At 39.0% G+C, this 21099-nt stretch carries 22 protein-coding genes and 1 pseudogene; 15 read left to right on the forward strand and 8 right to left on the reverse strand.

Features of this window, described 5'->3' with window-relative positions; genetic code table 11:
- Nucleotides 1–44: 44 nt before the first annotated feature.
- Nucleotides 45–1151 (reverse strand): annotated as a pseudogene (locus GQR53_RS17680) (S41 family peptidase); the annotation flags it as partial.
- 107 nt (nucleotides 1152–1258) lie between these two features.
- Entirely contained in the window at nucleotides 1259–1912 is a 654-nt protein-coding gene (locus GQR53_RS17685) for an endonuclease (protein ID WP_149603346.1), read from the reverse strand.
- Between the two features lie 231 nt (nucleotides 1913–2143).
- On the opposite strand from GQR53_RS17685, the gene GQR53_RS17690 reads away from it, so the two are divergent.
- Together GQR53_RS17690 and GQR53_RS17695 are read left to right on the forward strand one after the other, a co-directional pair.
- On the forward strand, nucleotides 2144–3112 hold the full coding sequence (locus tag GQR53_RS17690; protein ID WP_165744773.1) for a DnaJ C-terminal domain-containing protein: 969 nt from the start codon (nucleotides 2144–2146) through the stop codon (nucleotides 3110–3112).
- Nucleotides 3112–3432: a chaperone modulator CbpM gene (locus GQR53_RS17695; RefSeq protein WP_165744775.1), complete on the forward strand. Its 321-nt coding sequence runs from the start codon at nucleotides 3112–3114 to the stop codon at nucleotides 3430–3432. Before GQR53_RS17690 ends, GQR53_RS17695 begins: the two co-directional genes overlap by 1 nt.
- A gap of 62 nt (nucleotides 3433–3494) precedes the next feature.
- Here GQR53_RS17695 and GQR53_RS17700 read toward each other — a convergent pair whose 3' ends face one another.
- Nucleotides 3495–4220 (reverse strand): hypothetical protein, encoded by a 726-nt coding sequence (locus tag GQR53_RS17700; RefSeq protein WP_165744777.1) that lies wholly within the window; start codon nucleotides 4218–4220, stop codon nucleotides 3495–3497.
- Between the two features lie 313 nt (nucleotides 4221–4533).
- Here GQR53_RS17700 and GQR53_RS17705 point away from each other — a divergent pair, with 313 nt between their 5' ends.
- Complete coding sequence (locus GQR53_RS17705) at nucleotides 4534–4914, forward strand: hypothetical protein (RefSeq protein WP_024595094.1); 381 nt, start codon at nucleotides 4534–4536, stop codon at nucleotides 4912–4914.
- On the opposite strand, the gene GQR53_RS17710 is transcribed toward GQR53_RS17705, so the two are convergent.
- Entirely contained in the window at nucleotides 4915–5355 is a 441-nt protein-coding gene (locus tag GQR53_RS17710) for a PaaI family thioesterase (protein WP_165744779.1), read from the reverse strand.
- 167 nt (nucleotides 5356–5522) lie between these two features.
- Between GQR53_RS17710 and lexA the strand changes: the two genes are divergently transcribed.
- The 5 genes from lexA (at nucleotide 5523) to GQR53_RS17735 (ending at nucleotide 10799) form a co-directional block, all read left to right on the forward strand.
- On the forward strand, nucleotides 5523–6140 hold the full coding sequence (gene lexA, locus GQR53_RS17715; protein ID WP_024595093.1) for a transcriptional repressor LexA: 618 nt from the start codon (nucleotides 5523–5525) through the stop codon (nucleotides 6138–6140).
- Between the two features lie 483 nt (nucleotides 6141–6623).
- Nucleotides 6624–7766 carry a cytochrome c oxidase subunit II gene (gene coxB, locus GQR53_RS17720; RefSeq protein ID WP_165744781.1) on the forward strand — a complete coding sequence of 381 codons (1143 nt, stop codon included), beginning with the start codon at nucleotides 6624–6626 and terminating at the stop codon, nucleotides 7764–7766.
- Nucleotides 7766–9358, forward strand: a complete 1593-nt coding sequence (gene ctaD / locus GQR53_RS17725; protein ID WP_165744783.1) for a cytochrome c oxidase subunit I — start codon at nucleotides 7766–7768, stop codon at nucleotides 9356–9358. The genes coxB and ctaD overlap by 1 nt, the downstream gene beginning before the upstream one ends.
- Nucleotides 9358–9888, forward strand: a complete 531-nt coding sequence (locus tag GQR53_RS17730) for a cytochrome c oxidase assembly protein (RefSeq protein WP_002959612.1) — start codon at nucleotides 9358–9360, stop codon at nucleotides 9886–9888. Before ctaD ends, GQR53_RS17730 begins: the two co-directional genes overlap by 1 nt.
- A 35-nt stretch (nucleotides 9889–9923) precedes the next feature.
- A complete protein-coding gene (locus GQR53_RS17735; protein ID WP_002959610.1) occupies nucleotides 9924–10799 on the forward strand; it encodes a cytochrome c oxidase subunit 3 in 876 nt (291 codons plus the stop codon).
- Here the strand turns inward: GQR53_RS17735 and GQR53_RS22680 are convergent.
- Entirely contained in the window at nucleotides 10702–11010 is a 309-nt protein-coding gene (locus tag GQR53_RS22680; RefSeq protein WP_165744785.1) for a DUF2909 family protein, read from the reverse strand. The genes GQR53_RS17735 and GQR53_RS22680 overlap by 98 nt on opposite strands.
- 14 nt (nucleotides 11011–11024) lie before the next feature.
- Between GQR53_RS22680 and GQR53_RS17745 the strand changes: the two genes are divergently transcribed.
- The 5 genes from GQR53_RS17745 to GQR53_RS17765 are packed head-to-tail and all read left to right on the forward strand — an operon-like array spanning nucleotide 11025 to nucleotide 14823.
- The gene (locus GQR53_RS17745) at nucleotides 11025–11765 is read left to right on the forward strand and encodes an SURF1 family protein (protein ID WP_165744787.1); all 741 of its coding nucleotides are present in this window, start codon (nucleotides 11025–11027) and stop codon (nucleotides 11763–11765) included.
- Nucleotides 11755–12249, forward strand: coding sequence for a hypothetical protein (locus GQR53_RS17750; RefSeq protein WP_002959602.1), 495 nt, complete (start codon nucleotides 11755–11757; stop codon nucleotides 12247–12249). The genes GQR53_RS17745 and GQR53_RS17750 overlap by 11 nt, the downstream gene beginning before the upstream one ends.
- A gap of 28 nt (nucleotides 12250–12277) precedes the next feature.
- Nucleotides 12278–13267, forward strand: a complete 990-nt coding sequence (locus GQR53_RS17755; RefSeq protein ID WP_165744789.1) for a COX15/CtaA family protein — start codon at nucleotides 12278–12280, stop codon at nucleotides 13265–13267.
- A 12-nt stretch (nucleotides 13268–13279) separates the two neighbouring features.
- Nucleotides 13280–14209 (forward strand): heme o synthase, encoded by a 930-nt coding sequence (gene cyoE / locus GQR53_RS17760; RefSeq protein WP_024606467.1) that lies wholly within the window; start codon nucleotides 13280–13282, stop codon nucleotides 14207–14209.
- The gene (locus GQR53_RS17765; protein WP_165744791.1) at nucleotides 14206–14823 is read left to right on the forward strand and encodes an SCO family protein; all 618 of its coding nucleotides are present in this window, start codon (nucleotides 14206–14208) and stop codon (nucleotides 14821–14823) included. The genes cyoE and GQR53_RS17765 overlap by 4 nt, the downstream gene beginning before the upstream one ends.
- A 96-nt stretch (nucleotides 14824–14919) precedes the next feature.
- Here the strand turns inward: GQR53_RS17765 and GQR53_RS17770 are convergent, their stop codons facing one another.
- Entirely contained in the window at nucleotides 14920–15957 is a 1038-nt protein-coding gene (locus GQR53_RS17770) for a polysaccharide deacetylase family protein (RefSeq protein WP_165744792.1), read from the reverse strand.
- A gap of 42 nt (nucleotides 15958–15999) precedes the next feature.
- Here GQR53_RS17770 and GQR53_RS17775 point away from each other — a divergent pair, with 42 nt between their 5' ends.
- On the forward strand, nucleotides 16000–17271 hold the full coding sequence (locus GQR53_RS17775) for an MATE family efflux transporter (protein ID WP_024604503.1): 1272 nt from the start codon (nucleotides 16000–16002) through the stop codon (nucleotides 17269–17271).
- Between the two features lie 9 nt (nucleotides 17272–17280).
- On the opposite strand, the gene GQR53_RS17780 is transcribed toward GQR53_RS17775, so the two are convergent.
- Nucleotides 17281–17550 carry a hypothetical protein gene (locus GQR53_RS17780; protein ID WP_002959572.1) on the reverse strand — a complete coding sequence of 90 codons (270 nt, stop codon included), beginning with the start codon at nucleotides 17548–17550 and terminating at the stop codon, nucleotides 17281–17283.
- 9 nt (nucleotides 17551–17559) lie between these two features.
- A complete protein-coding gene (gene nfuA, locus GQR53_RS17785; protein WP_002959571.1) occupies nucleotides 17560–18135 on the reverse strand; it encodes a Fe-S biogenesis protein NfuA in 576 nt (191 codons plus the stop codon).
- A 146-nt stretch (nucleotides 18136–18281) separates the two neighbouring features.
- Between nfuA and GQR53_RS17790 the strand changes: the two genes are divergently transcribed.
- The gene (locus GQR53_RS17790; protein WP_165744794.1) at nucleotides 18282–20837 is read left to right on the forward strand and encodes a M14 family zinc carboxypeptidase; all 2556 of its coding nucleotides are present in this window, start codon (nucleotides 18282–18284) and stop codon (nucleotides 20835–20837) included.
- The last annotated feature ends 262 nt before the right edge of the window (nucleotides 20838–21099 follow it).

Consider the following 21099-nt stretch of genomic DNA (forward strand, 5'->3'; position numbering starts at 1 on the left):
ATCAGCTGCCTGATATATTCATTTCAGATGAGGCTGAATAGTTACAAATCAGGTAGGTTTTCACCTGTGCTAAAAAAAGTAGAGTAATCTATTTCTTCATCAATAAATGGAAAAGGCGAATCAACGGGTTGTTTATCGTTTTGTTGAGTTTGATAATAAAAGCGGTTGTTAACGTTGGCATTACCGGCAACCATATAAGCCAATTGTGCCGACAGTGCTAATAAACCACCACCGTTATATCTAAAGTCGATTACAAGCTCATCAATACCATCGGTTTTAAACTTATTTACCGCATCAATAAGCCCTTCTTGGGCAATGCTTATATGGCTATTAAATTGCATGTAACCCACGCTTGAACCATTTGCGGTTGTAATCGTTTTAACATTTTGAACCGGTGTTTGTTCAATATTGCCAGCGGTTACATTAAATGTTTTTTCGGCGCCATCGTTACTGCGTACAACAATAGTATGTGAGTCGCCGTTAGTTGGGCTAAATAAGCCTTCGTTAAGCGTATCTACACCCGACTCTGTATTGGTATTAATGCTAACACCGTCAACTGAAAGTACAGTATCACCACGTTGAAAGCCTATTTGGCTTGCAGGTGAATCATCTTCAAGATAAGCGACGCGTAAAATACGGTCGGCTGTATCGCCAATAAACGCCCAATTTATCCCGTAACCAGAAGTAACGCCCGATTGCGCTTCTTGAAAGTAATCTTCAGTAGGTTCTGAAAAATGAAAGTTATCTTTTTTTGCCCCTGAGTCGGTAAGCTGCTCTGTTTTTAATTGGGCAAAATAATCGGCTACTGTGGCAAAGCTTTCAGGATCGTTATCGGCAATCTCATCATACCAAAGGTAGGTTTCGTCGCTCCAAGAGCGAAGCCAGAGTTTTTCGTAAAGGGCAGAACCGGCTTGATCTGGGTAAGGCTCGTTGTTATTAAAGGGATCGTTACCCGTACGCGGGGTTTCGCAAAAGTTTTTTAAATCGTTAGAGGGTTCAAATACACCCGCAGTCCATGTTGGACTGCTATTAACAGGTGTTGTAACTACAGGGGCTGAGTCGATACCGCTACCGCCGCCGCCACAACCGGTCAAAGCAAAGCCCGCAAATGCAGTGAAAATGGCAAGCGAGGTTTTATTATTTTTAAACATAGGTAAGGGCTTTTTTGTAAATAAGTTGTTTAAAATATTACAACACTCGCTCGTTTATTCAACATTTATAACTTTGATTTATGTAAATGAGTGTTAAAGCTTAAAGCTTAGAGCTTGCTCGCACTACTTGTATCTGCGAATGCTTGCTTTTGCCATGCATTAAATAACTTTTGCTGTTTATCAGAGATTTTTAAACCGTATGTTTTTTGCATGTAAGCGTAGGTGTCAGCTATACGTTTTCGTGCATAAACAGGCGGTTCAACTACACGTTGCTTAAAGTTTACTTTTACTTCGCAACGGCCATATTGTGTGGCGTTTTCGCTAAGCATACCAAAACGATAATTAGAGCGATCGGCATTAATTTCGCCAATAGCTGGCGCTAAGTTATTTATATCAGCTTCCATTTTTCTAAATTTAGCACTTACTTTACGGCAGTTTTTACGCCCGCCATCTTGCCAGCATTGTAGCTGGTGACCAAATTCCCACGCCGGAACAATGTGCTCCCACTCAATGCGTAGTGCTCGCACATTTACTTTGCCTGAGCGGGTAAGGGTATTTCGAGGAATGTAACCACAGTTAGACGGATCAGGAACGAGTTTTTTGCCTTCTTTTTTAATGTCGCAACCGCAGTAAATGCTTTTGGCGTTGTCAGGTAGGGTTTTAATTAAATGTCTTTTAGCCGTTGAAAAACGGGTAAATTGTTCGGCAGATACCGAAACGCACACACAACAAGCCAATAAGGCCAGAATAAATCGAGTCATATCCATCACAAATGTGAACTACAGGAATGGGCAGTTTAAAGCCTTGAAGATAAAAGATAAAGTTAACTTAAGGCCTACGCTTATATTAATAAAAAGTGCCTGATTAATTTTTTACTCAAAGTTATTTTCACTATTCATTTATTTCTCACTATTTATCGTATTTTAACCACACAAGGTTACCCGTTAAGGAGTATGCTTAAAGCTTACTCAATATGAGGATTTGGATTGCAAATGAAATTTGTTGATTATTATGCAGTGCTTGGAATATCGCCTGATGCAGATGATAAAGCGGTTAAAGTAGCTTATAAAAAGTTAGCCAGAAAATATCACCCAGATGTAAGCAAAGAGCCTCAAGCAGAAGATAAGTTTAAAGAAATAGCAGAAGCTTACGAAGTCATTCATAACAAAGAAGAACGTGTAAAATACGACGAGTTACGTCGTCACCAACAAAATCGTGCTCGTCAACAGCAAGGCCATTATGGTGGTAACAATGCCTCATCGCAAAGTAATTATCAGCAAAGCGATCCTCAAACCGATCAAGAGTTTTCTGATTTTGTTAATTCAATGTTTGGCGGCGCCGGTGGATTCAATCGTTCCGGGCAGAGCAGAAGTAACGCCGCTCGCGCGCAAAAAGGACAAGATGTGGAAATAGAGTTCCCAATTTTTCTTGAAGAGACTTTAGTTGATACCGTGAAGCCTGTTGAGTTTATGTTACCGCAGCGAGACAGCAGTGGCCGTGTCACTGAAATTAAAAAATCACTAAAAGTGAAAATTCCCGCAGGTTCAGTAAATGGCGAGCGAATTCGACTAAAAGGGCAAGGCGGATTAGGGTCAGCGAATGGGCAAAATGGCGACTTGTATTTACAAATTAGTTTAGTGCCTCACCCATTATTTGATGTTGAGGGTCATAACCTAAATATAGTTGTCCCTCTTGCACCATGGGAAGCGGCTCTTGGTACAAAGCTAAATTTACCTACGTTGACAGGAAAAATCCAATTAACTATTCCTTCTAATAGTCAGTCTGGTCAACGCTTGCGTATTAAAGGTAAGGGATTAATGAGTAAAAAAGCTAAAGGTGACTTATTTGCTGTGCTTAAAATTGTTAATCCAACATCTATTGATGATACCAGTAAAAAACTGTGGGAAGAATTAGCCGAAAAAGCTCACTTTAATCCCCGTAATAACTGGAGCAAGCCATAATGCAAATTATCGTGACACAAAAAGACGATTTACTTACTAGCAAAGAGCTATGTTTGAGCAGTGATATTAGCGAAGCAATTTTATATGAGTTAGTTGAGCATAATATTGCGGTTCCAATTGAGGGGAAGCATGTTACGCAGTGGCTATTTACGGTATCTGCAGTGACCTTAGTTAAAAAAGCGGCCCGTATCCAACATGACTTTTCGTTAGATTGGTCGGCAATAGCTTTAGTTTTACAATTGCTGGATGAGCGTGATGAGTTGATTTTCGAAAACGAAATGTTAAAGCGACATTTGAGTCGATTTAAGCACTTGGAATAAAATAAGCCCTAGGCTTATTTACTCTTTGATAAGTGGGCGCTAGCTCTCAAAAACCAATATGACTACTTTGATTTATTCTTATTTTTAATTCGGATAAATCGTTTTAGTCGTATATTTTGTATAAGTAATAATATTCCACTTAAACAAAAAAGTACGCTAGTTGCTGAAAAGCTAATAAGTAGTGGATTATTAAAATTCTCTCGCTCATCGTAATCCATAATATGTAACATCCAAAAAAAGTCGAAAATTCGCCATAGTGTGCTGCGAACGGTGACAACTTTGCCGTTATTTTCTGACAAGTACAGTGTTGTGTTAAATGTGTCGTCAAATTGGACCTGCCAAACATTGGTTTTATATCCTACTTCTCGCATACCTAGCTTTAGTAGTACAGCGCTTGTTACATGAGCGTCAATAAGTAAGTGTGCTTTAGCATTTGCGGTAATTTGTATTTTAGTTGGCGGTTCAAATGGTCGGCCTGTTATGCCATTGAAGCTTTGCTGCTCGTTATTACTAAAGACAGTAATAAGTGGTGTAGTTAAGAAGTTCTCAAAAATTATTTGTGTTGGATTAACCACCTGAGAGGCAATATCGTCAAGGGAGGCAACATAATCAGCCTGCGTAAATGGGTTATTAAGATTACGTGTTGCAAGATGCTCCCCATAAACTTTATCAAGAGGGATTGCACTCATAATTAAACCACCTAGTAACCATGCTAAAATTTGTAGTGCTAATAAATAACCTAACCATTTATGTAACTTGCGAGCATGTTTAAATATTTTTTTATTCATGTTTTAGTCTTATTATTTTTAGAGGCTAGTTTATTACATTAATAGGATAAGTTACTGCGACATTTTGTCGCAGTTTAAACTATAGCTTACTGTAATCATTTAAAAATAAAAAAGATTACACTTAAATTCCTAACATGACTTATCTGTTTAATTGAGCTGAATATTTGATATCCAGCTAGCTTTAAATGCTAAAAAATACTTAAAAGCTGCGAAATATCCATATAAAGTGGTTAATAGAGCATAGTTGATTTGGTATAACGGTAAAACTGCGTTAAAGTTTGCAATGAAATTATTAGAGGATAAATACGAAACGATGTCGGAAATTCAATTTTTAAATGTAGATCTTGAGCTTGAATCAAAGCAAGATATTAGTTTGCTAGTGGCGGACTTGAAAAAAGTCGCGACGATTTTACATTATGACAAAGACGAATACCGTCAACTAGCGCGTATTGAAGCTACAGGTGAGGTGAGCACACCTGATAAAGCCATAAACCATATATGTGAGCTTATTGAATCGTGTTCGCGTAACGCGCTAAAGCAATGGTTAAGCTGTTCACGTAGAACGTTTGATATTGGTTTTGAATCAGGGACTTCTCCTAAGTGCTTTAATCAAGCCTTAGATGCAGATACATTATTGCGTATATCTGCGATTGGTGCGGGTATGGAAATTACCATTTACCCAATCGAAAAGTAACTATCTTCGCTCTACGACTGCTGCGGTCATTTTTGATACGCAGCACAGCTCATTGCGGCTATTTGTAATTTTTATTTCCCACACTGAACTACGTTTACCTATATGAAATGCTCTTGCCGTTGCTGTTAAAGTGCCGTTGCGAGATGCTTTTAAATGACTTGCGCTAATCTCCTGCCCTACACAGTAAAATTTAGTAAAATCGACAACAAAGTTAGCGGCATAGCTGGCAACTGTTTCGGCAAGTACAACGTTAGCACCGCCGTGAACTATCCCCATTGGGTTATGATGCTCAGGAATTGCCGGCATTGTGGCAACCAAATAATCATCGCCAATTTCTGTGACTTCTATCCCCATAGTTTTCATTAATGTTCCTTGGCCATTAATGCCTTGTTCTAACTGCTTGCACAGCTCTAAGGTGATGGGCTGGTACCAAATACTCATAATGTCTCCTTTGCATTTTTAATCATTTATAAACTTAGCTTTAGTTATATCCCTAAAATGTACACAAGTGAAATTACTTTAGCTATTTTAAGGCTTAATTTAAATTTGCGATTTTTATTTAACTGTATATACTCACAGTTAAATATACTGTATGGAAAACCAGTTGTATGCGACCATTAACGAACCGCCAAGCTCAAATACTCGAACTAATTAAAGTTTTTATTAAAGACACTGGTATGCCTCCTACACGTGCTGAAATAGCGCAAACATTAGGTTTTAAAAGTGCCAATGCTGCTGAAGAACATTTAAAAGCACTTGCTAAAAAAGGCGCAATTAAAATGAAACCAGGTGCAAGCCGTGGTATTCAATTAATTGAAGAAGAAGAGCCAGAACAATTAGGTTTACCGCTTATAGGGCGTGTTGCTGCTGGTTCACCTATTTTGGCGCAAGAGCACGTTGAAAGTCACTGCAAAATCGATCCATTAATGTTTAAACCGGCTGCAGATTTTTTACTACGCGTTAACGGTATGAGCATGAAAGATATTGGTATTATGGATGGTGATTTACTTGCTGTACATCGTACTCAAACCGCTGAAAACGGACAAGTTGTTGTTGCCCGCCTAGACGAAGACGTAACTGTAAAACGTCTTGAGAAAGCGGGTCGTAAAGTATTACTTCATGCTGAAAACGACGATTTTGACTCTATTGAAGTAGATCTTGAGAATGAGTCTTTTAATATTGAAGGCTTAGCCGTTGGCGTTATAAGAAACGCTGATTGGATGTGACTTTAAAAATAGCTTTTAAACAAGCAGTTTTATAAATGCGTACTAACTAGTACGCATTTTTGTTTTAAAATTTGTACTAAAAATAGGGCGTAAACAGCCCACTGACTATTTAAGCTGTAAACTTTTTTGCACTTATATTTTCCCCCTCCGAATGCGTTAAACCCCTTTGTTTTGCTCATATTTTGAACTTTCTGTTGCCCAGTTGATTACCGATTTTTTATTAATTATTCAATATCACCTGATTGTTTTTTATACTAAAACTTGCTTGTTGTTCGTTTTTTAGCTAATTGTTAATGTGCTGAGCTAATAATAACTCACAGCTTTTTAGTTTTGAGAACACACAATATACATAAACTCGTTGTTGGCGCAGCAAAACCAATCAATATTAAATAAGATTGGCTAAAAAAATAAAAATAACGAATTGGCGTTTAAGCCGTATGCCTCTTCGCTTTGCATTCGCAATAGCATCAAAGGAGCCGTCACATGGGTAAACTGACCTCTACCTTGTGGCTTATATTATGTGTTTTTTCGCACCCAGTTTTGGCTAACAGCCAATACAATATGCGCAAAGGCGTAACCGATATAAGCAATAATGTATATCAGCTGCACATGACCATATTTATAATATGTTGTGTGATTGGGGTGATAGTGTTCGCAATTATGTTTTGGGCACTTATTCATCACCGTAAATCTAAAGGGGCTGTACCTGCCCAATTTCACGAAAGCACTAAAGTAGAAATACTTTGGACTGCAATTCCGTTTGTTATTTTAATTGCTATGGCAGTACCAGCCACTAAAACCCTAATTGCAATGGAAGATGCCAGCAAAGCTGATCTCACTATTAAAATTACGGGTTCGCAATGGAAATGGCATTATGAATATATGGGTGAAGATGTAGAGTTCTACTCTATTTTATCTACCCCGCAAGATGAAATCGCGAATCTTGCAGATAAAAATCCTAACTACTTACTTGAGGTTGATAAGCCTCTTGTACTGCCAATAAATCAAAAAGTACGATTTTTAATGACTTCTGACGATGTTATTCACTCTTGGTGGGTACCTGATTTTGCAGTTAAAAAAGATGCTAACCCCGGCTTTATAAACGAAACATGGACGAACATAAACGAAGAAGGTACTTACCGAGGCCAATGTGCTGAGTTGTGTGGTAAAGACCATGGCTTTATGCCCGTTGTGGTGGTCGCTAAATCTGAGGCTGATTTTAAAACATGGCTTGCAGATGAAAAGCAGGCTAAACAAAAAGCAGCATTAGCAGATGCCGCATTACTTGATAAAACCCTCCCAAAAGAAGAATTAATGACTTTAGGCGAACAAGTATATATGGCTAATTGTGCTGCATGTCATCAACCTACTGGCATGGGGTTACCGGGCGTATTTCCTGCACTTAAAGGCAGCCCGATAGTGCTTGGCGATATAAAAGATCACATTGATGTAGTTATCCATGGACGACCCGGTACGGCAATGCAAGCTTTTGCCAAGCAGTTATCTATAAAGCAATTAGCTGCGGTTATTACTTATAAACGTAATGCGTGGGGTAATGATACGGGTGATGTTATTCAACCGAGTCAAATACAGACAGCACTTGATGCCAAAGTGGAGGCGAACTAATGAGTAGCATAGTAGAACAACCTAACGCCAATGAAGCTCATCATGCTCATCACCCAGCTAAAGGTTTTAAACGCTGGCTTTACACAACTAATCATAAAGATATAGGTAGTTTATATTTAATTTTTTCGCTGACCATGTTCTTAATTGGTGGCGCAATGGCCATGGTGATCAGGGCTGAATTATTTCAACCAGGTTTACAGTTGGTCGACCCTCACTTTTTTAATCAAATGACCACAGTGCATGGTTTAATTATGGTGTTTGGTGCGGTTATGCCCGCCTTTACAGGCCTTGCTAACTGGATGATACCACTTATGATTGGCGCGCCAGATATGGCATTGCCAAGAATGAATAACTGGAGCTTTTGGATTTTACCGTTTGCGTTTTTAATCCTATTGGCATCGTTATTTATGCCTGGTGGGGGTCCTGCATTTGGTTGGACTTTTTATGCACCACTGTCCACAACATACAGTAATGATAATACTGCATTGTTTGTATTTGCCGTACATATTATGGGAATTAGCTCAATAATGGGCGCAATCAATGTGATTGTAACCATAGTGAACTTACGTGCCCCCGGCATGACATGGATGAAGTTGCCCTTATTTGTATGGACGTGGTTCATTACTGCCTTTTTATTAATAGCGGTAATGCCAGTGCTTGCAGGGGCTGTCACTATGGTACTTACCGATAAGTATTTTGCGACCAGCTTTTTTGATGCCGCAGGCGGTGGCGACCCGGTGATGTTCCAACACATTTTTTGGTTTTTTGGTCATCCCGAAGTATACATAATGATTCTTCCTGCCTTTGGCATTATATCTACAATAGTACCTACCTTTTCTCGTAAAAAACTTTTTGGCTATGCCTCAATGGTATACGCCACATCCTCCATAGCACTATTGAGCTTTATTGTATGGGCTCATCATATGTTTACTACTGGGATGCCGGTAGCTGGCGAGTTGTTTTTTATGTACGCGACCATGCTTATATCGGTACCTACAGGAGTAAAAGTATTTAATTGGGTTGCCACAATGTGGAAAGGCTCAATAACTTTTGAAGTGCCAATGCTTTTTAGTATTGCGTTTATTGTGCTGTTTACCTTGGGTGGTTTTTCGGGATTGATGCTGGCAATTACACCTGCTGATTTTCAATATCACGATACTTATTTTGTAGTGGCGCACTTTCATTATGTATTAGTAACAGGGGCTGTATTTTCGATAATGGCAGGTGCTTATTATTGGCTGCCTAAGTGGACGGGCAATATGTTTAATATCACATTGGCTAAATGGCATTTTTGGCTATCGCTGGTGAGCGTGAACGTACTGTTTTTTCCTATGCATTTTGTAGGGCTTGCCGGTATGCCGCGTCGAATTCCCGATTATGCTCTTCAATTTGCCGACTTTAACGCAATCATAAGTATTGGTGGGTTTGCCTTTGGTTTATCGCAATTGTTGTTTGTAGCTGTGGTAATTAAATGCGCGCGTGGCGGTGATAAAGTGCCTGCAAAAGTATGGGAAGGGGCAGAAGGCCTTGAGTGGGAAGTTGACTCTCCAGCGCCATATCATACTTTTTCTACGCCGCCGGTTATTAAGTAATGACACACGCACCGCTACTCAAACGTTTGGTACTTATTTGCATAGGCATGTTTGCCTTTGCCTTTGCTTTAGTACCTTTGTATGACGTGTTTTGTGATGTAACAGGGCTTAATGGAAAGCCTTCGCTTGAGCAAGCAGAGCAAAGTACACAAATAGTACAAAACCGAGAAGTCGGCGTTAGCTTTACTACTCACGCACAAAGTGGTGCACCGTTTGAAGTTAAATCAAAAGAATACAGTGTAGTGGTAAAACCCGGTGCAATGCGTGAAGTAATGTTTAGTGCTAAAAATAACAGCAATCTAGATAAAGTAATGCAGGCTGTACCATCAGTCTCACCAGGTAAAGCGGCAAAGTATTTACATAAAATAGCCTGTTTTTGCTTTGATCAGCAACCTCTAAAAGCAGGGGAAGAGCTTGAATTTAAATTACTTTTTTATGTTGATACCGCATTGCCAAGCGATATTGAAGAATTAACTTTATCTTATACCGTATTTGATATTAGTGAACAGCTGGTGGCAAGTAATAACTAGCTTTTTAAACTAGTGTGAAACTAGGAGTAAATAAAATGAATCAAGAATATGAGCATTATTACGTACCAGAGCAAAGCCCGTGGCCTATTGTAGGTGCTGTTGCATTGTTTTTTATTGCAGTAGGGGCGGGCTTGACTGTTATGAGTGTAGGTAAAGAAGGTGGTAGCGGGGTTTATCTGCTTTATGCCGGTATTGCTGTACTTGTGTATATGTTGTTTAGCTGGTTTAAAAATGTAATTAGTGAATCAGACCAAGGTTTGTACTCAGCACAAATGGATCGCTCATTTAGACAAGGTATGAGCTGGTTTATTTTTTCTGAAGTTATGTTTTTTATGGCCTTTTTTGGTGCGCTTTTTTATGCACGGGTATTGTCGGTACCTTGGCTTGGAGGTGCAGGCAATAATGCAATGACTAACGAGGTATTATGGCCTACTTTTGAAGCCGTTTGGCCGCTAGTTTCAACACCTGCTGGCGAAACTACTCAAGCTATGGGCTGGCAAGGCTTACCACTTATAAATACCTTAATACTGCTTACTTCCTCAGTTACTTTACATTTTGCCCACGTAGCGATGGAAAACAATAAACGCACTCCACTTAAGGTTTTTTTAGGCGCTACTATTTTATTGGGCGTTTGCTTTTTAGGGCTGCAAGTTGAGGAGTACATGCATGCATATAATGACCTTAATCTAACGCTAGATGCGGGTATTTACGGTAATACGTTTTTTTTATTGACTGGTTTTCATGGTATGCATGTAACGCTAGGAACCGTACTTTTATTTGTAATATTTTTACGGATATTAAAAGGGCACTTTACTAAAGATAAGCACTTTGCTTTTCAAGCAGCTGCTTGGTATTGGCACTTTGTTGATGTGGTGTGGCTGTGTTTGTTTGTATTTGTATATGTGCTGTAGCGTTTATTGGCGAATTATTTGCTTTAATAAAACCAAGTTTAAGCGCTGCAATAACAACAACTAAAACAACGATCGAAAACAATACGCGACGACCTAAAAAGTGAGACATAGGTCGTCCCCCTGTTTTCCCTGACACCATAATAAACAATGCTCTAAATAAGTTAAAAAGTATAAATATTAACAACAGTACGATAATAATTTTAATAATCACTGAGTTGACCCTTTATGCAGTTAGTTTTATGGTACAAACAAAAGCTTAGCTCACTAATCACATTTTGTATGGTTGTGGTTGTTGTACTTGTGTGTGTGCGATTAGGGTTTTGGCAGTTGGAGCGAGGTGAGCAAAAGCAGCAACAACTAACCGCCATAGCTAAGCAACAGACTCGTGGTGTGATGAGCTGGTCTCAATTACTTAACTTGCCTGATAGCTGGAACAAAACTGGTGTATTGCTTGAGTTAAAAGGGCGGTTTGTACAAAACCAATATTGGCTTTTAGATAATCAAATTTATAACGGGCAAGTAGGGTACGACCTACTTGCTTTACTAAAGCCCGATAGCGAAGAAAAAGTGATTTTAGTTAATTTAGGATGGGTAAAAGCGCCTATATCTAGAGATACACTGCCAAAGGTTACTCTGCCTACAGGTATTTTTATTCTTAAAGCGCAAATAAAAGAAAATAACTTAAGTAGCTTTACGCTTGAAGATAAAACTACAAATAACGACTTACCTACAAGAATCCAATCTATCGACTTGAATATGCTGAGCACCCAAAGCCAGCAATCATTAATTAATTTTATGGCTTACAGACAAGGTACTGGTGATGAAATTGCAACACCTCATTATGAGGCCGTTGTTATGAGCCCTCAAAAGCATAATGCCTACGCTTTGCAATGGTTTTTAATTGCTATTGCATGTGCTGTTGTGGCTATTTTTGCGAGTAAAAAAAGGACACATAATGAAAAATAATCCCCTTTTGTTGTTTGTGGGTTGCTGTGCAATCCCATTAGTTTTGGCATATGGCGCATTAAAGTTTGATTGGTTGCCTACTGCAATTACTAATAATGGTGAGTTTTTAAGCCAAGAAATAAAACTTAAAAATTGGCCGCAAAATAATCCCAAACAATGGACTATCGCGCTTAATTATTCAAACGAATGTAACACCCCATGCAGCGAACAGCTCAATGCACTTAATAACTTATATGTGGCACTTGGTAAAAACCAAGGCAAGGTTGATATGGCTGTAATGGGAAGCCCCGACAATAAAAATCTACCATGGAAAATTATTACCGAACAACAGAGTTTAAATCCTGCAAGTTTATATTTAATTGATCATATGGGGTTAGTGGTACTTGAATATCCCTTTAAGGTCGAGCCACAAGAAAACCGTTTAGTACAAAAAGGGCTATTAAAAGATCTAAAAAAATTACTTAACTATTCTCGTTCTAGCTAATTAAGTTGAGCTTAAGTTGGAGTATCTGATGTATAAAAATTATAAAAACTTAGTATTAATAACAGGATTACTCGCTTTGATTGTAGTTGCTTTAGGTGCGTACACCCGCTTAAGTGATGCAGGATTAGGGTGCCCCGATTGGCCTGGTTGTTATGGCTTTTTAACGGTACCTAAGCATGAGGCTGACATAGCCTTAGCAACTCAAAGCTACCCCGATATGATGTTCGAAACCGCAAAAGCGTGGAAAGAAATGATTCATCGCTACTTTGCAGGTGCTTTAGGCTTACTTATTTTAGGTTTATTTGTGTTGGCTTTTTTAAAGCGCCAATATCCAACTACGCCAGTTAAATTGCCTTTGGCTTTACTTCTACTCGTGGTGTTTCAGGCTGCCCTTGGTATGTGGACAGTAACCATGAACCTTCAGCCGCTTATTGTAATGGGGCACTTATTAGGTGGCTTTAGTATTTTGTCACTTATAACGCTTTTATATTTACGGCTAACCGCAAAACCTATTATGGGTGGTGATAGCGGCGCAAAACGCTATTTTGGTTTAAGTTTAGTAGCGCTCAGTGTATTGATTATCCAAATTGCACTTGGTGGTTGGCTGGCTGCAAATTACGCCGCTCCTCATTGTAGTGGTTTGCCATTGTGTAATTACGCACAACCGTTTTCATTGAGTAGCGTATTTCAATTACCACTTGAGCACAGTAATTATGAATTTGGTGTGTTATCGCAGCAAGCGCGTATGTCTATTCATTTATTACACCGCATTTGGGCACTGGTTACTTGCATCGTTCTGGCGCTAATTATGTGGAAAATATACAGCCAAGCGTACTCTAAAAAAATTAAAAATTGCGTGGTGAGCGTATTGCTTACCCTGCTTTGCCAAATTAGCTTAGGGCTTATTTTAGTACATTGGCATATTCCGTTGGGAGTTGCACTGGCGCATAACTTGATGGCTGCCATACTATTATTAAGCATGGTTAGGTTGTGTTATTACCTAAAATCACGCACATAAAGGGGAAATATAATGGCACTTATAATTGATAAAAAAATACTGCTACCCGTTAATGCTCAATCGCTAATTTCGCGTACTCATAATTTGCTACAAGACTACTTAGCAATTAGTAAATTTAAAGTGGTAGCTATGCTGGTACTAACAGCTTGGGTTGGTTTAGCGCTGGCTCCTGATGTAGGGCGAGGCATGGCTGTACAGTTTATTAGCTTGTTAGGTATAGGGCTACTTTCTGCTGCTGCAGCGGTTATTAATCATGTGGTTGATAGTGAGATAGACTCAAAAATGGCAAGGACTCGTCATCGTCCTGTGGCTAAAGGGCGTTTAAGTAAAACACATGCGCTTAGTTTTGCAGCTGTTATTGGGGTTGCTGGTTTTATTATGCTAATGGTGTGGGCTAATACCTTAACCGCTATATTAACGTTATTTGCATTGGTAGGTTATGCATTTGTTTATACATCATTTTTAAAGCGTGCTACACCGCAAAATATTGTTATAGGTGGGTTGGCTGGCGCAATGCCTCCATTATTAGGTTGGGTGTCAGAAACAAACCAAATGGCAGCAGCCCCTTGGTTACTTGTAATGATAATATTTACCTGGACTCCGCCACACTTTTGGGCGCTGGCTATAGCACGAAAAAGTGATTATGAACGCGCTAAAATTCCTATGTTACCAGTAACCCATGGAATCGACTTTTGTAAAACGTGCGTCGTTGCCTACTCTGTTTTACTCGCTGTAGTTTGCGTATTACCTTATTTAATTGGTATGTCTGGATTAATATATTTAATAGGTGCGTGTGTATTAAATGCAGTGTTTATATATAAAGCCGTCAAATTAAAAATTGCTGGAAATGATGAGACTGCAATGGACTTATTTCGTTTTTCGATTATTCATTTAATGGTACTCTTTGTAATCTTATTTATAGATAAATGGCTCCCTTTATGAAGCAGTTATGGCTTGGATTAATTGTTGTTTTAGTTTTGTTTTTATCAGCATGTTCAAATGAAAATAGTCCGCCAGATGTAGATGCATTAGTTTACGAAAATGCAAAGCCACTGTCTGATTTTACGCTAAACGATCAGCGCGGCGAATTAGTGACTAAGCAACAATTTTTAGGACAGTGGAATTTAGTATTTTTAGGCTATACAAGCTGTCCAGATATTTGTCCATTAACACTTGCAAAGTTAAATGCTGTTTATAAAAACTTACAAGCAGATTATCCGCTACAAGTTTGGTTTTTATCGGTTGATCCAAAACGCGATACACCAGCTAAACGAAAGCAATATATAGATTACTTTAATCCTGACTTTTTAGCTGTATCAGGGGAACATAAACACCTTTTTCCTGTTGTTAGAGAGCTTGGTTTAATTTACGCGATTAGCGATAGTAGTGAATCAGAATATGCAGTTGATCATAGTGCTTCGGTCGCTATGGTTGATCAAAATGGAGCCGTTAGAGCTATTTTTAAACCAGAATTTAAACAAGGTAGTGTGCCATTAATTAACGCGACGATTTTAACGCAAGAGTTTAAAAAAATAGCCGATTACTACAAAAACTAGTTTTTACTTTTTACCAATTTGAAAGGAGCTTTAGGCTCCTTTTTTTGTGCTCTAGAGTAGTTAATAAAATAACCCAGCGGTTTTTACATCAGGCAGTTAAGGTTTAGGCGCTTCAATTACCCAAGGCTGCGAAAACCAAAAGTAATCACCAGGGCTTGAAATAGAAGGGGCTGTGCAATTAAAACGAGAACGCCCTTTATTAAGGATCTTTGGTGAGATGATTTCGACAGTATTTTTAGTTATCCATTTTAAATCTGCTTGGCCTACGCTTGATACATAACAGGCAAATTGGCTCTTATGAAAATCACCCATCTTAAATTCTATTGTAAGCGTGGGAGGATTTTGCTGTGTAACGCTATCTTGATAAGTTAAATTGGTAATATTAAACGCGCGTGAGTTAAGCTTAGTAATAAGGGTTTCTAGTTTACTGTAAAAGCCTGATGCAGGAAAACGCGGTAAGCGGCTAAAATTAGAATCTTTATTTACAGCGCCTGAGTGCTGGCCAATACCTATAAAACCAAGCTCTGTCACGAGTGCTTGCAGCTCGTTATTAAACTCACCATACGGGTATGCTAAGTATTTATAATCGTGGCCTATTTCTTCTTTTATGCGCTTTTGAGAGTTAAGAATATCTTGCTTAATACGTGATTGCCATTGTGCATCGGTTTCGTTTTCAAGCTTAAGGTGTAAGTAATCATGTTGCCCGCTATGATTGGCTATTAATGCTCCTTTTTTAGATAACTCTTTAAGCTTATCCCACCCCATTACGTAACTCATGCCTTCGTCTATTAATTTAGGATTTACGAAGATAGTGTACGGGTAGCCAAACTTTTCTAAAATAGGCGCGGCTTGTTCATAGTTATTGTTATAACCATCATCAAAGGTGATGGCGAGTGTTTTATCAGGTAAAGTTTCACCTTGTTGAAGCGCGCTAATCAACTCATTAAGAGGAATAACGTTAAAGTTGTGCTCTTTTAAATAGCTTAAATGCTCCGTAAATGTATTTGCGCTAACGCTCGTTACTGCGGGTAGGGTTTCACTAACATGATGATACTGTAAAATAACGGCTGCTTGAGCCCGTACAGATACACCAATGAGGATAAATAATACTAAATGAAACAATTTCTTATACATAATAAGGCACACCATAAAAGCTTGTTGTTGTTAGCGGGTCCGATGATACTATCAAATATCACAGTGCCGTTGTTAGGAATTGTTGATACCGCTGTAATTGGGCACTTAGGAAGCGCTCATTACTTAGCGGGTATTGCCCTTGGCTCTGCAGTTATATCTATTTTATTTTGGCTTGCTGGCTTTTTAAGAATGAGTACCACGGGGCTCGTGGCACAAGCATACGGAAAAAACGATTTAACCCAACTTGCCGCTTTACTTAAACGCAGCCTATTGCTTGCAAGCGCAGTGGCTGTGCTATTAATTGTGTTATCCCCATTAATAAAGCACGCTATAGCTTACCTCTCCGCAGCCAATGGCGACGTACTTGCCCAAGCTTATCAGTATTTTAGCATTCGTATTTTTAGTGCTCCAGCAGCATTGTGTAATTTAGTGTTACTGGGTTGGATGCTTGGTGTACATTATGGTCGAGGCCCATTTTATTTATTACTCGTCACTAATATCGTTAATATAGTACTCGATATTTATTTTGTTGTTTATTTAGATTGGGCAGTTGCAGGCGCTGCATGGGCGTCACTTATTGCTGACTATACAGCACTAGTATTTGCACTGTTTTTAGTGGCTAAACTAGCTAAAAAACAAGACATTGATCTAAATGTACCGAACTGGTTGAGTATTAGCAAAATGGCTGAATTATTGAGTTTGAATAGAGATATATTTATTCGCTCTTTAATACTGCAATTATGCTTTAGTTTTATGACATTTTACGCGGCGCGTATAGGCGAAACCACATTAGCTGCTAATGCTGTCTTACTTAACTTTTTAATGTTGGTGAGCTTTGCTCTTGATGGCGTTGCTTACGCCTCTGAGGCAAAAGTAGGGCAAGCTAAAGGCCAAGGAAGTGTTAAGAATATAGAGCTGTGGGTTAAAATAAGCGTATTTTGGGGTATGCTTTTTGGTGTGTTATATAGCTTATTTTTTGCATTATTTGGCAACACCATAATCAAGCTTTTAACCAATGTGCCAGAGGTTATTCAAGAGGCAACGCATTATTTACCATGGATAATAGTATTACCAATTTTGGCCATGAGCTGCTTTTTGTTTGATGGTGTTTTTGTAGGGCTTACGCGAGCAAAGAACATGCGTAACAGTATGATACTTTCAGCTGGAGTTGGCTTTTTTGGTGTGTTTTGGGTGTTTATAGACTTGCAAAATAACGGGTTATGGCTGGCTATGAGCTGTTTTATGTTAATGCGCGGGGTTACATTAATAATTAAATATCACCTCTTAAAAATAAATAATCAGCTATTAGATTAAATAAATGGTTTATTTCCAGAGATCGGGGTCGTGGTGTTTAGGGCCCATATCTTTTAAAACTTGTGAAAAACGATTGGCAAAAATACCGCAGTAGCCCCAACCGGCAAAAAATAATGCGGGGAGTAAAATTATAACGCCAATTATTTGTAAGCTGTAGTGGGTGTAATACCCAATAGATATGAATATCACGGCTAGCACAAACAGTGCTAAGCCGCGAAAAAAGCGCTTTAAGCTCAGCTTAGGATTGCTCCCTAAGCGATAGATAAGCTGCTTTAGCATTTACAAGGCCTAATAGTAAGAGTGATCGCCCGCTTCGTGTTCTGTTATATCAGCAACACCGGTGATTTCTTCAAACTTAGCTATCATTTCTTTTTCAATGCCTTCTTTTAGTGTTACATCGATCATAGAACAACCGTTACAACCACCACCAAACTGAAGTATAGCTATACCTGCAGCTGTAATCTCAACAAGGCTTACTTGACCACCGTGGTTAGCAAGTTGTGGATTTACTTCGGTTTCTAGCATGTGCTGTACACGTTCGTTTAACGATGCATCGTCACCTATTTTACGCGCCTTTGCATTTGGTGCTTTTAGCGTTAACTGAGTACCCATTTTGTCGGTAACAAAATCGATTTCAGCTTCTTCTAAAAATGGCGCACTTTCTGCATCTACAACGGCATCAAAACCGTTAAAGTTTAGGCGAATATCGCTCGCTTCTACAGCGTCTTCTGGACAATAAGACACACCACATTCCGCTTGTGATGAACCAGGGTTTACAACAAACACACGAATATTGGTTTGTTGTGATTGATCTGCTAATAGTTTAGCAAAATGCGCTTGCGCTGTTTCGGAAATAGAAATCATAAAACCATCTATACTTGACTAAATTACTCGGATACTGCGTATCATACTCCGCTCATCGTGTTGCGGCTAGTGTTGAGCGTAAAAAGTTGGCATCTATTTTAAGCAATGGTAGCGTGCAAACAACGAACATTTTTTGAGTGATTTATATGCGTTTGGTATTAACATTAATGGTGGTGTTGCTTAGCTTTTCAAGTGTAGCTAAGCCACTTTCGTATTATTTTGAACAAGATGTAAAATTTGACCCTTCAATTCCTACTCCTGAGCAAGTACTCGGTTACGAAGTAGGAGAGTGGCACGTGAGACATGATCAGCTCGTACGTTATATGGAAATACTTGCTGATAAAAGCGACCGTATAAATTTTGAAGTGATTGGCCACACACATGAACAACGCCCCCTTGTCATGCTAACAATTACAGCAGCTGATAAGTTATCAAGCATAGAGCAGACACGCCAAGCTCACTTAGCACGCTTAAGTAACGATGGATCAGATGCTAATTCTACAAAACAGCCTGCCGTTGTATGGATGGGATACAGTGTGCATGGTAATGAGTCATCAGGTAGTAACTCATCTTTGCTGGTGGCGTATTACTTAGCTGCTGCACAAGGCGCTGAAATAGATGAGTTATTAAATAACACGGTTATTTTACTCGACCCTTCGCTTAATCCTGACGGACTTGCTCGTTTTGCTAATTGGGCCAACAGTAACCGAGGTATGAACTTATCAAGCGACCCTAAAACTCGTGAACATGTTGAAAACTGGCCAAGCAGTCGTACCAATCATTACTGGTTTGATTTAAATCGTGACTGGTTATTACTACAACATCCTGAATCGCGCGCGCGTATTGCTAAATTTCATCAGTGGAAACCAAATGTCTTAACCGATTTTCATGAAATGGGACCAAACAGCAGTTACTTTTTTCAGCCAGGTATTCCTAGTCGTAAGCATCCTATAACACCGGATGAAAATGTAACGTTAACTAAAGCGATTGCTAACTATCACGCAAAAGCGTTAGATGAAAACAGCGCACTGTACTTTACTGAAGAAAGCTTTGACGACTTCTATTACGGTAAAGGTTCAACCTATCCCGATGTAAATGGCGGCATAGGCATTTTATTTGAGCAAGCAAGTTCTCGCGGGCATATCCAAGACACCATAAATGGACCTTTGAGCTTTCCTTTCACTATTAAAAATCAACTATTAACGAGTTTATTTACCTTTAAAGCCGCTGTTGATAACCGCCAAGCATTACTTGATTACCAAGCTAAGTTTTATAATCAAGCTACTGATTTAGCCAGTGATGAAAGCTTTGAAGGTTATGTAATTGAGGGCGCGGATGACAACACTCGTATTAAAGATTTTTTAGGGTTGTTAAAACAGCATCAAATAGATGCTTTTTCGCTTACTAAATCACTCAAGGCAAATGGCAACAACTATACAACCAATAGCTACTTTGTGCCCTTAGCCCAGCCACAGTACCGCCTAATAAAAGCTATTTTTAGCGAGCAAAAAAACTTTGCTGATAACACCTTTTATGATGTATCTGGCTGGACTTTAGCGCATGCGTTCAACTTACCTTTTGCAAAAGTAAAAAGCAGTTGGGGTTTAGAGGTTGCAAGTACACCGTGGAAAAAAGCGGTAAAACCTTCTTTTGCTTCACTTGAGCAAGGCTATGCGTTTGGCTTTTCGTGGGGTGATTACCTAGCACCTAAAATGCTAAACAGCCTGTTAAAGCAAGGTATTAAAGCGCGTGTAGCGCTAAGCCCATTAACAGCCAAATCAAACTCAAGTGAAGTAAGCTTTGATGCTGGTAGTATTATTGTGCCAGCAGGCTTACAAACGAATAATGATTGGGTTGGAATATTAAATAAAGCACAAAACGAGTTTGGAATTGCAATCAAGCCTATTAACTCAGGTCTTACAAGCAAAGGAGCCGATTTAGGGTCTCGTACAATGGCGGTTGTTAGCGAGCCGAAAGTATTATTGGTAGGTGGTAAAGGCGTAAGCCAGTACGAAGCTGGGGAAGTATGGTATTACCTCGATCGCTTTGTAGGTGTTGCGCCAACAATTGTTGAAATGGAGCGTTTAAACTCTATTGAACTCAGTAATTACAGCCATATAGTACTTGCTCATGGTAACTACAACAGCTTATCTGATACCGACAAAGTGGCTATAAAAAGCTGGGTAAGAAAAGGCGGCGTTATTTGGGGTCACAAAGGCGGCGCTAAATTTTTAGCTGATCAGCAATTACTCAAAGCAAGCTATCTATCAAAACAAGATGTAGCGAGTGCATTTAAAACGACAGGTTTAAGTTATGGCGATAAGGACCATTTAGCAGGACGTCAACGCATTGCAGGAGCTATTTTTAATACTAATGTAGATTTAACTCACCCACTTACATTTTCACTTAAACGCAATACATTGCCCGTATTCAAAAACAGTACTTGGTTGCTAGAAGCTTCCGATGCACCGTTTGTAAATGTACTTACCTATACTAAAAAGCCATTGTTAGCGGGTTTTACCGATGCTGTTAATGTTGAGCAAGTTGCTGGTGGTGCTGGCTTAATTGCGCACTCATATGGACGAGGTACAGTAATAGGCATGACCGACGATCCTGTATTTAGGGGTTACTGGTATGGGACTAGTCGACTACTAAGCAATGCGTTATTTTTTGGTCATACGTTTCGTGCAAATGGCGAATAATACCAATTAGCTTAATTAAGTAATCTATTTTGAGGATGGAAAAACGTGTTGATAGCTAGGCAAAAAATTCGCTAATTAGTTGTTCTCGGCAATTGCTCCTGGATTGCTCTACCTTCTGCATCCATGCAGTCGTAAATGAGAATTTTTTAACACAGGTAGCGACACGTTTAGCCCCGCAAAATGATTAAGTATTATTGCGGATTGGTTTAATACTTTGTAACTATTCACCAAGACAAATTATTTTCTAAGGATCTTTTTTAGC

The organism is Pseudoalteromonas sp. Z9A6 (genome assembly GCF_011378805.1).
GTDB lineage: Bacteria > Pseudomonadota > Gammaproteobacteria > Enterobacterales > Alteromonadaceae > Pseudoalteromonas > Pseudoalteromonas distincta.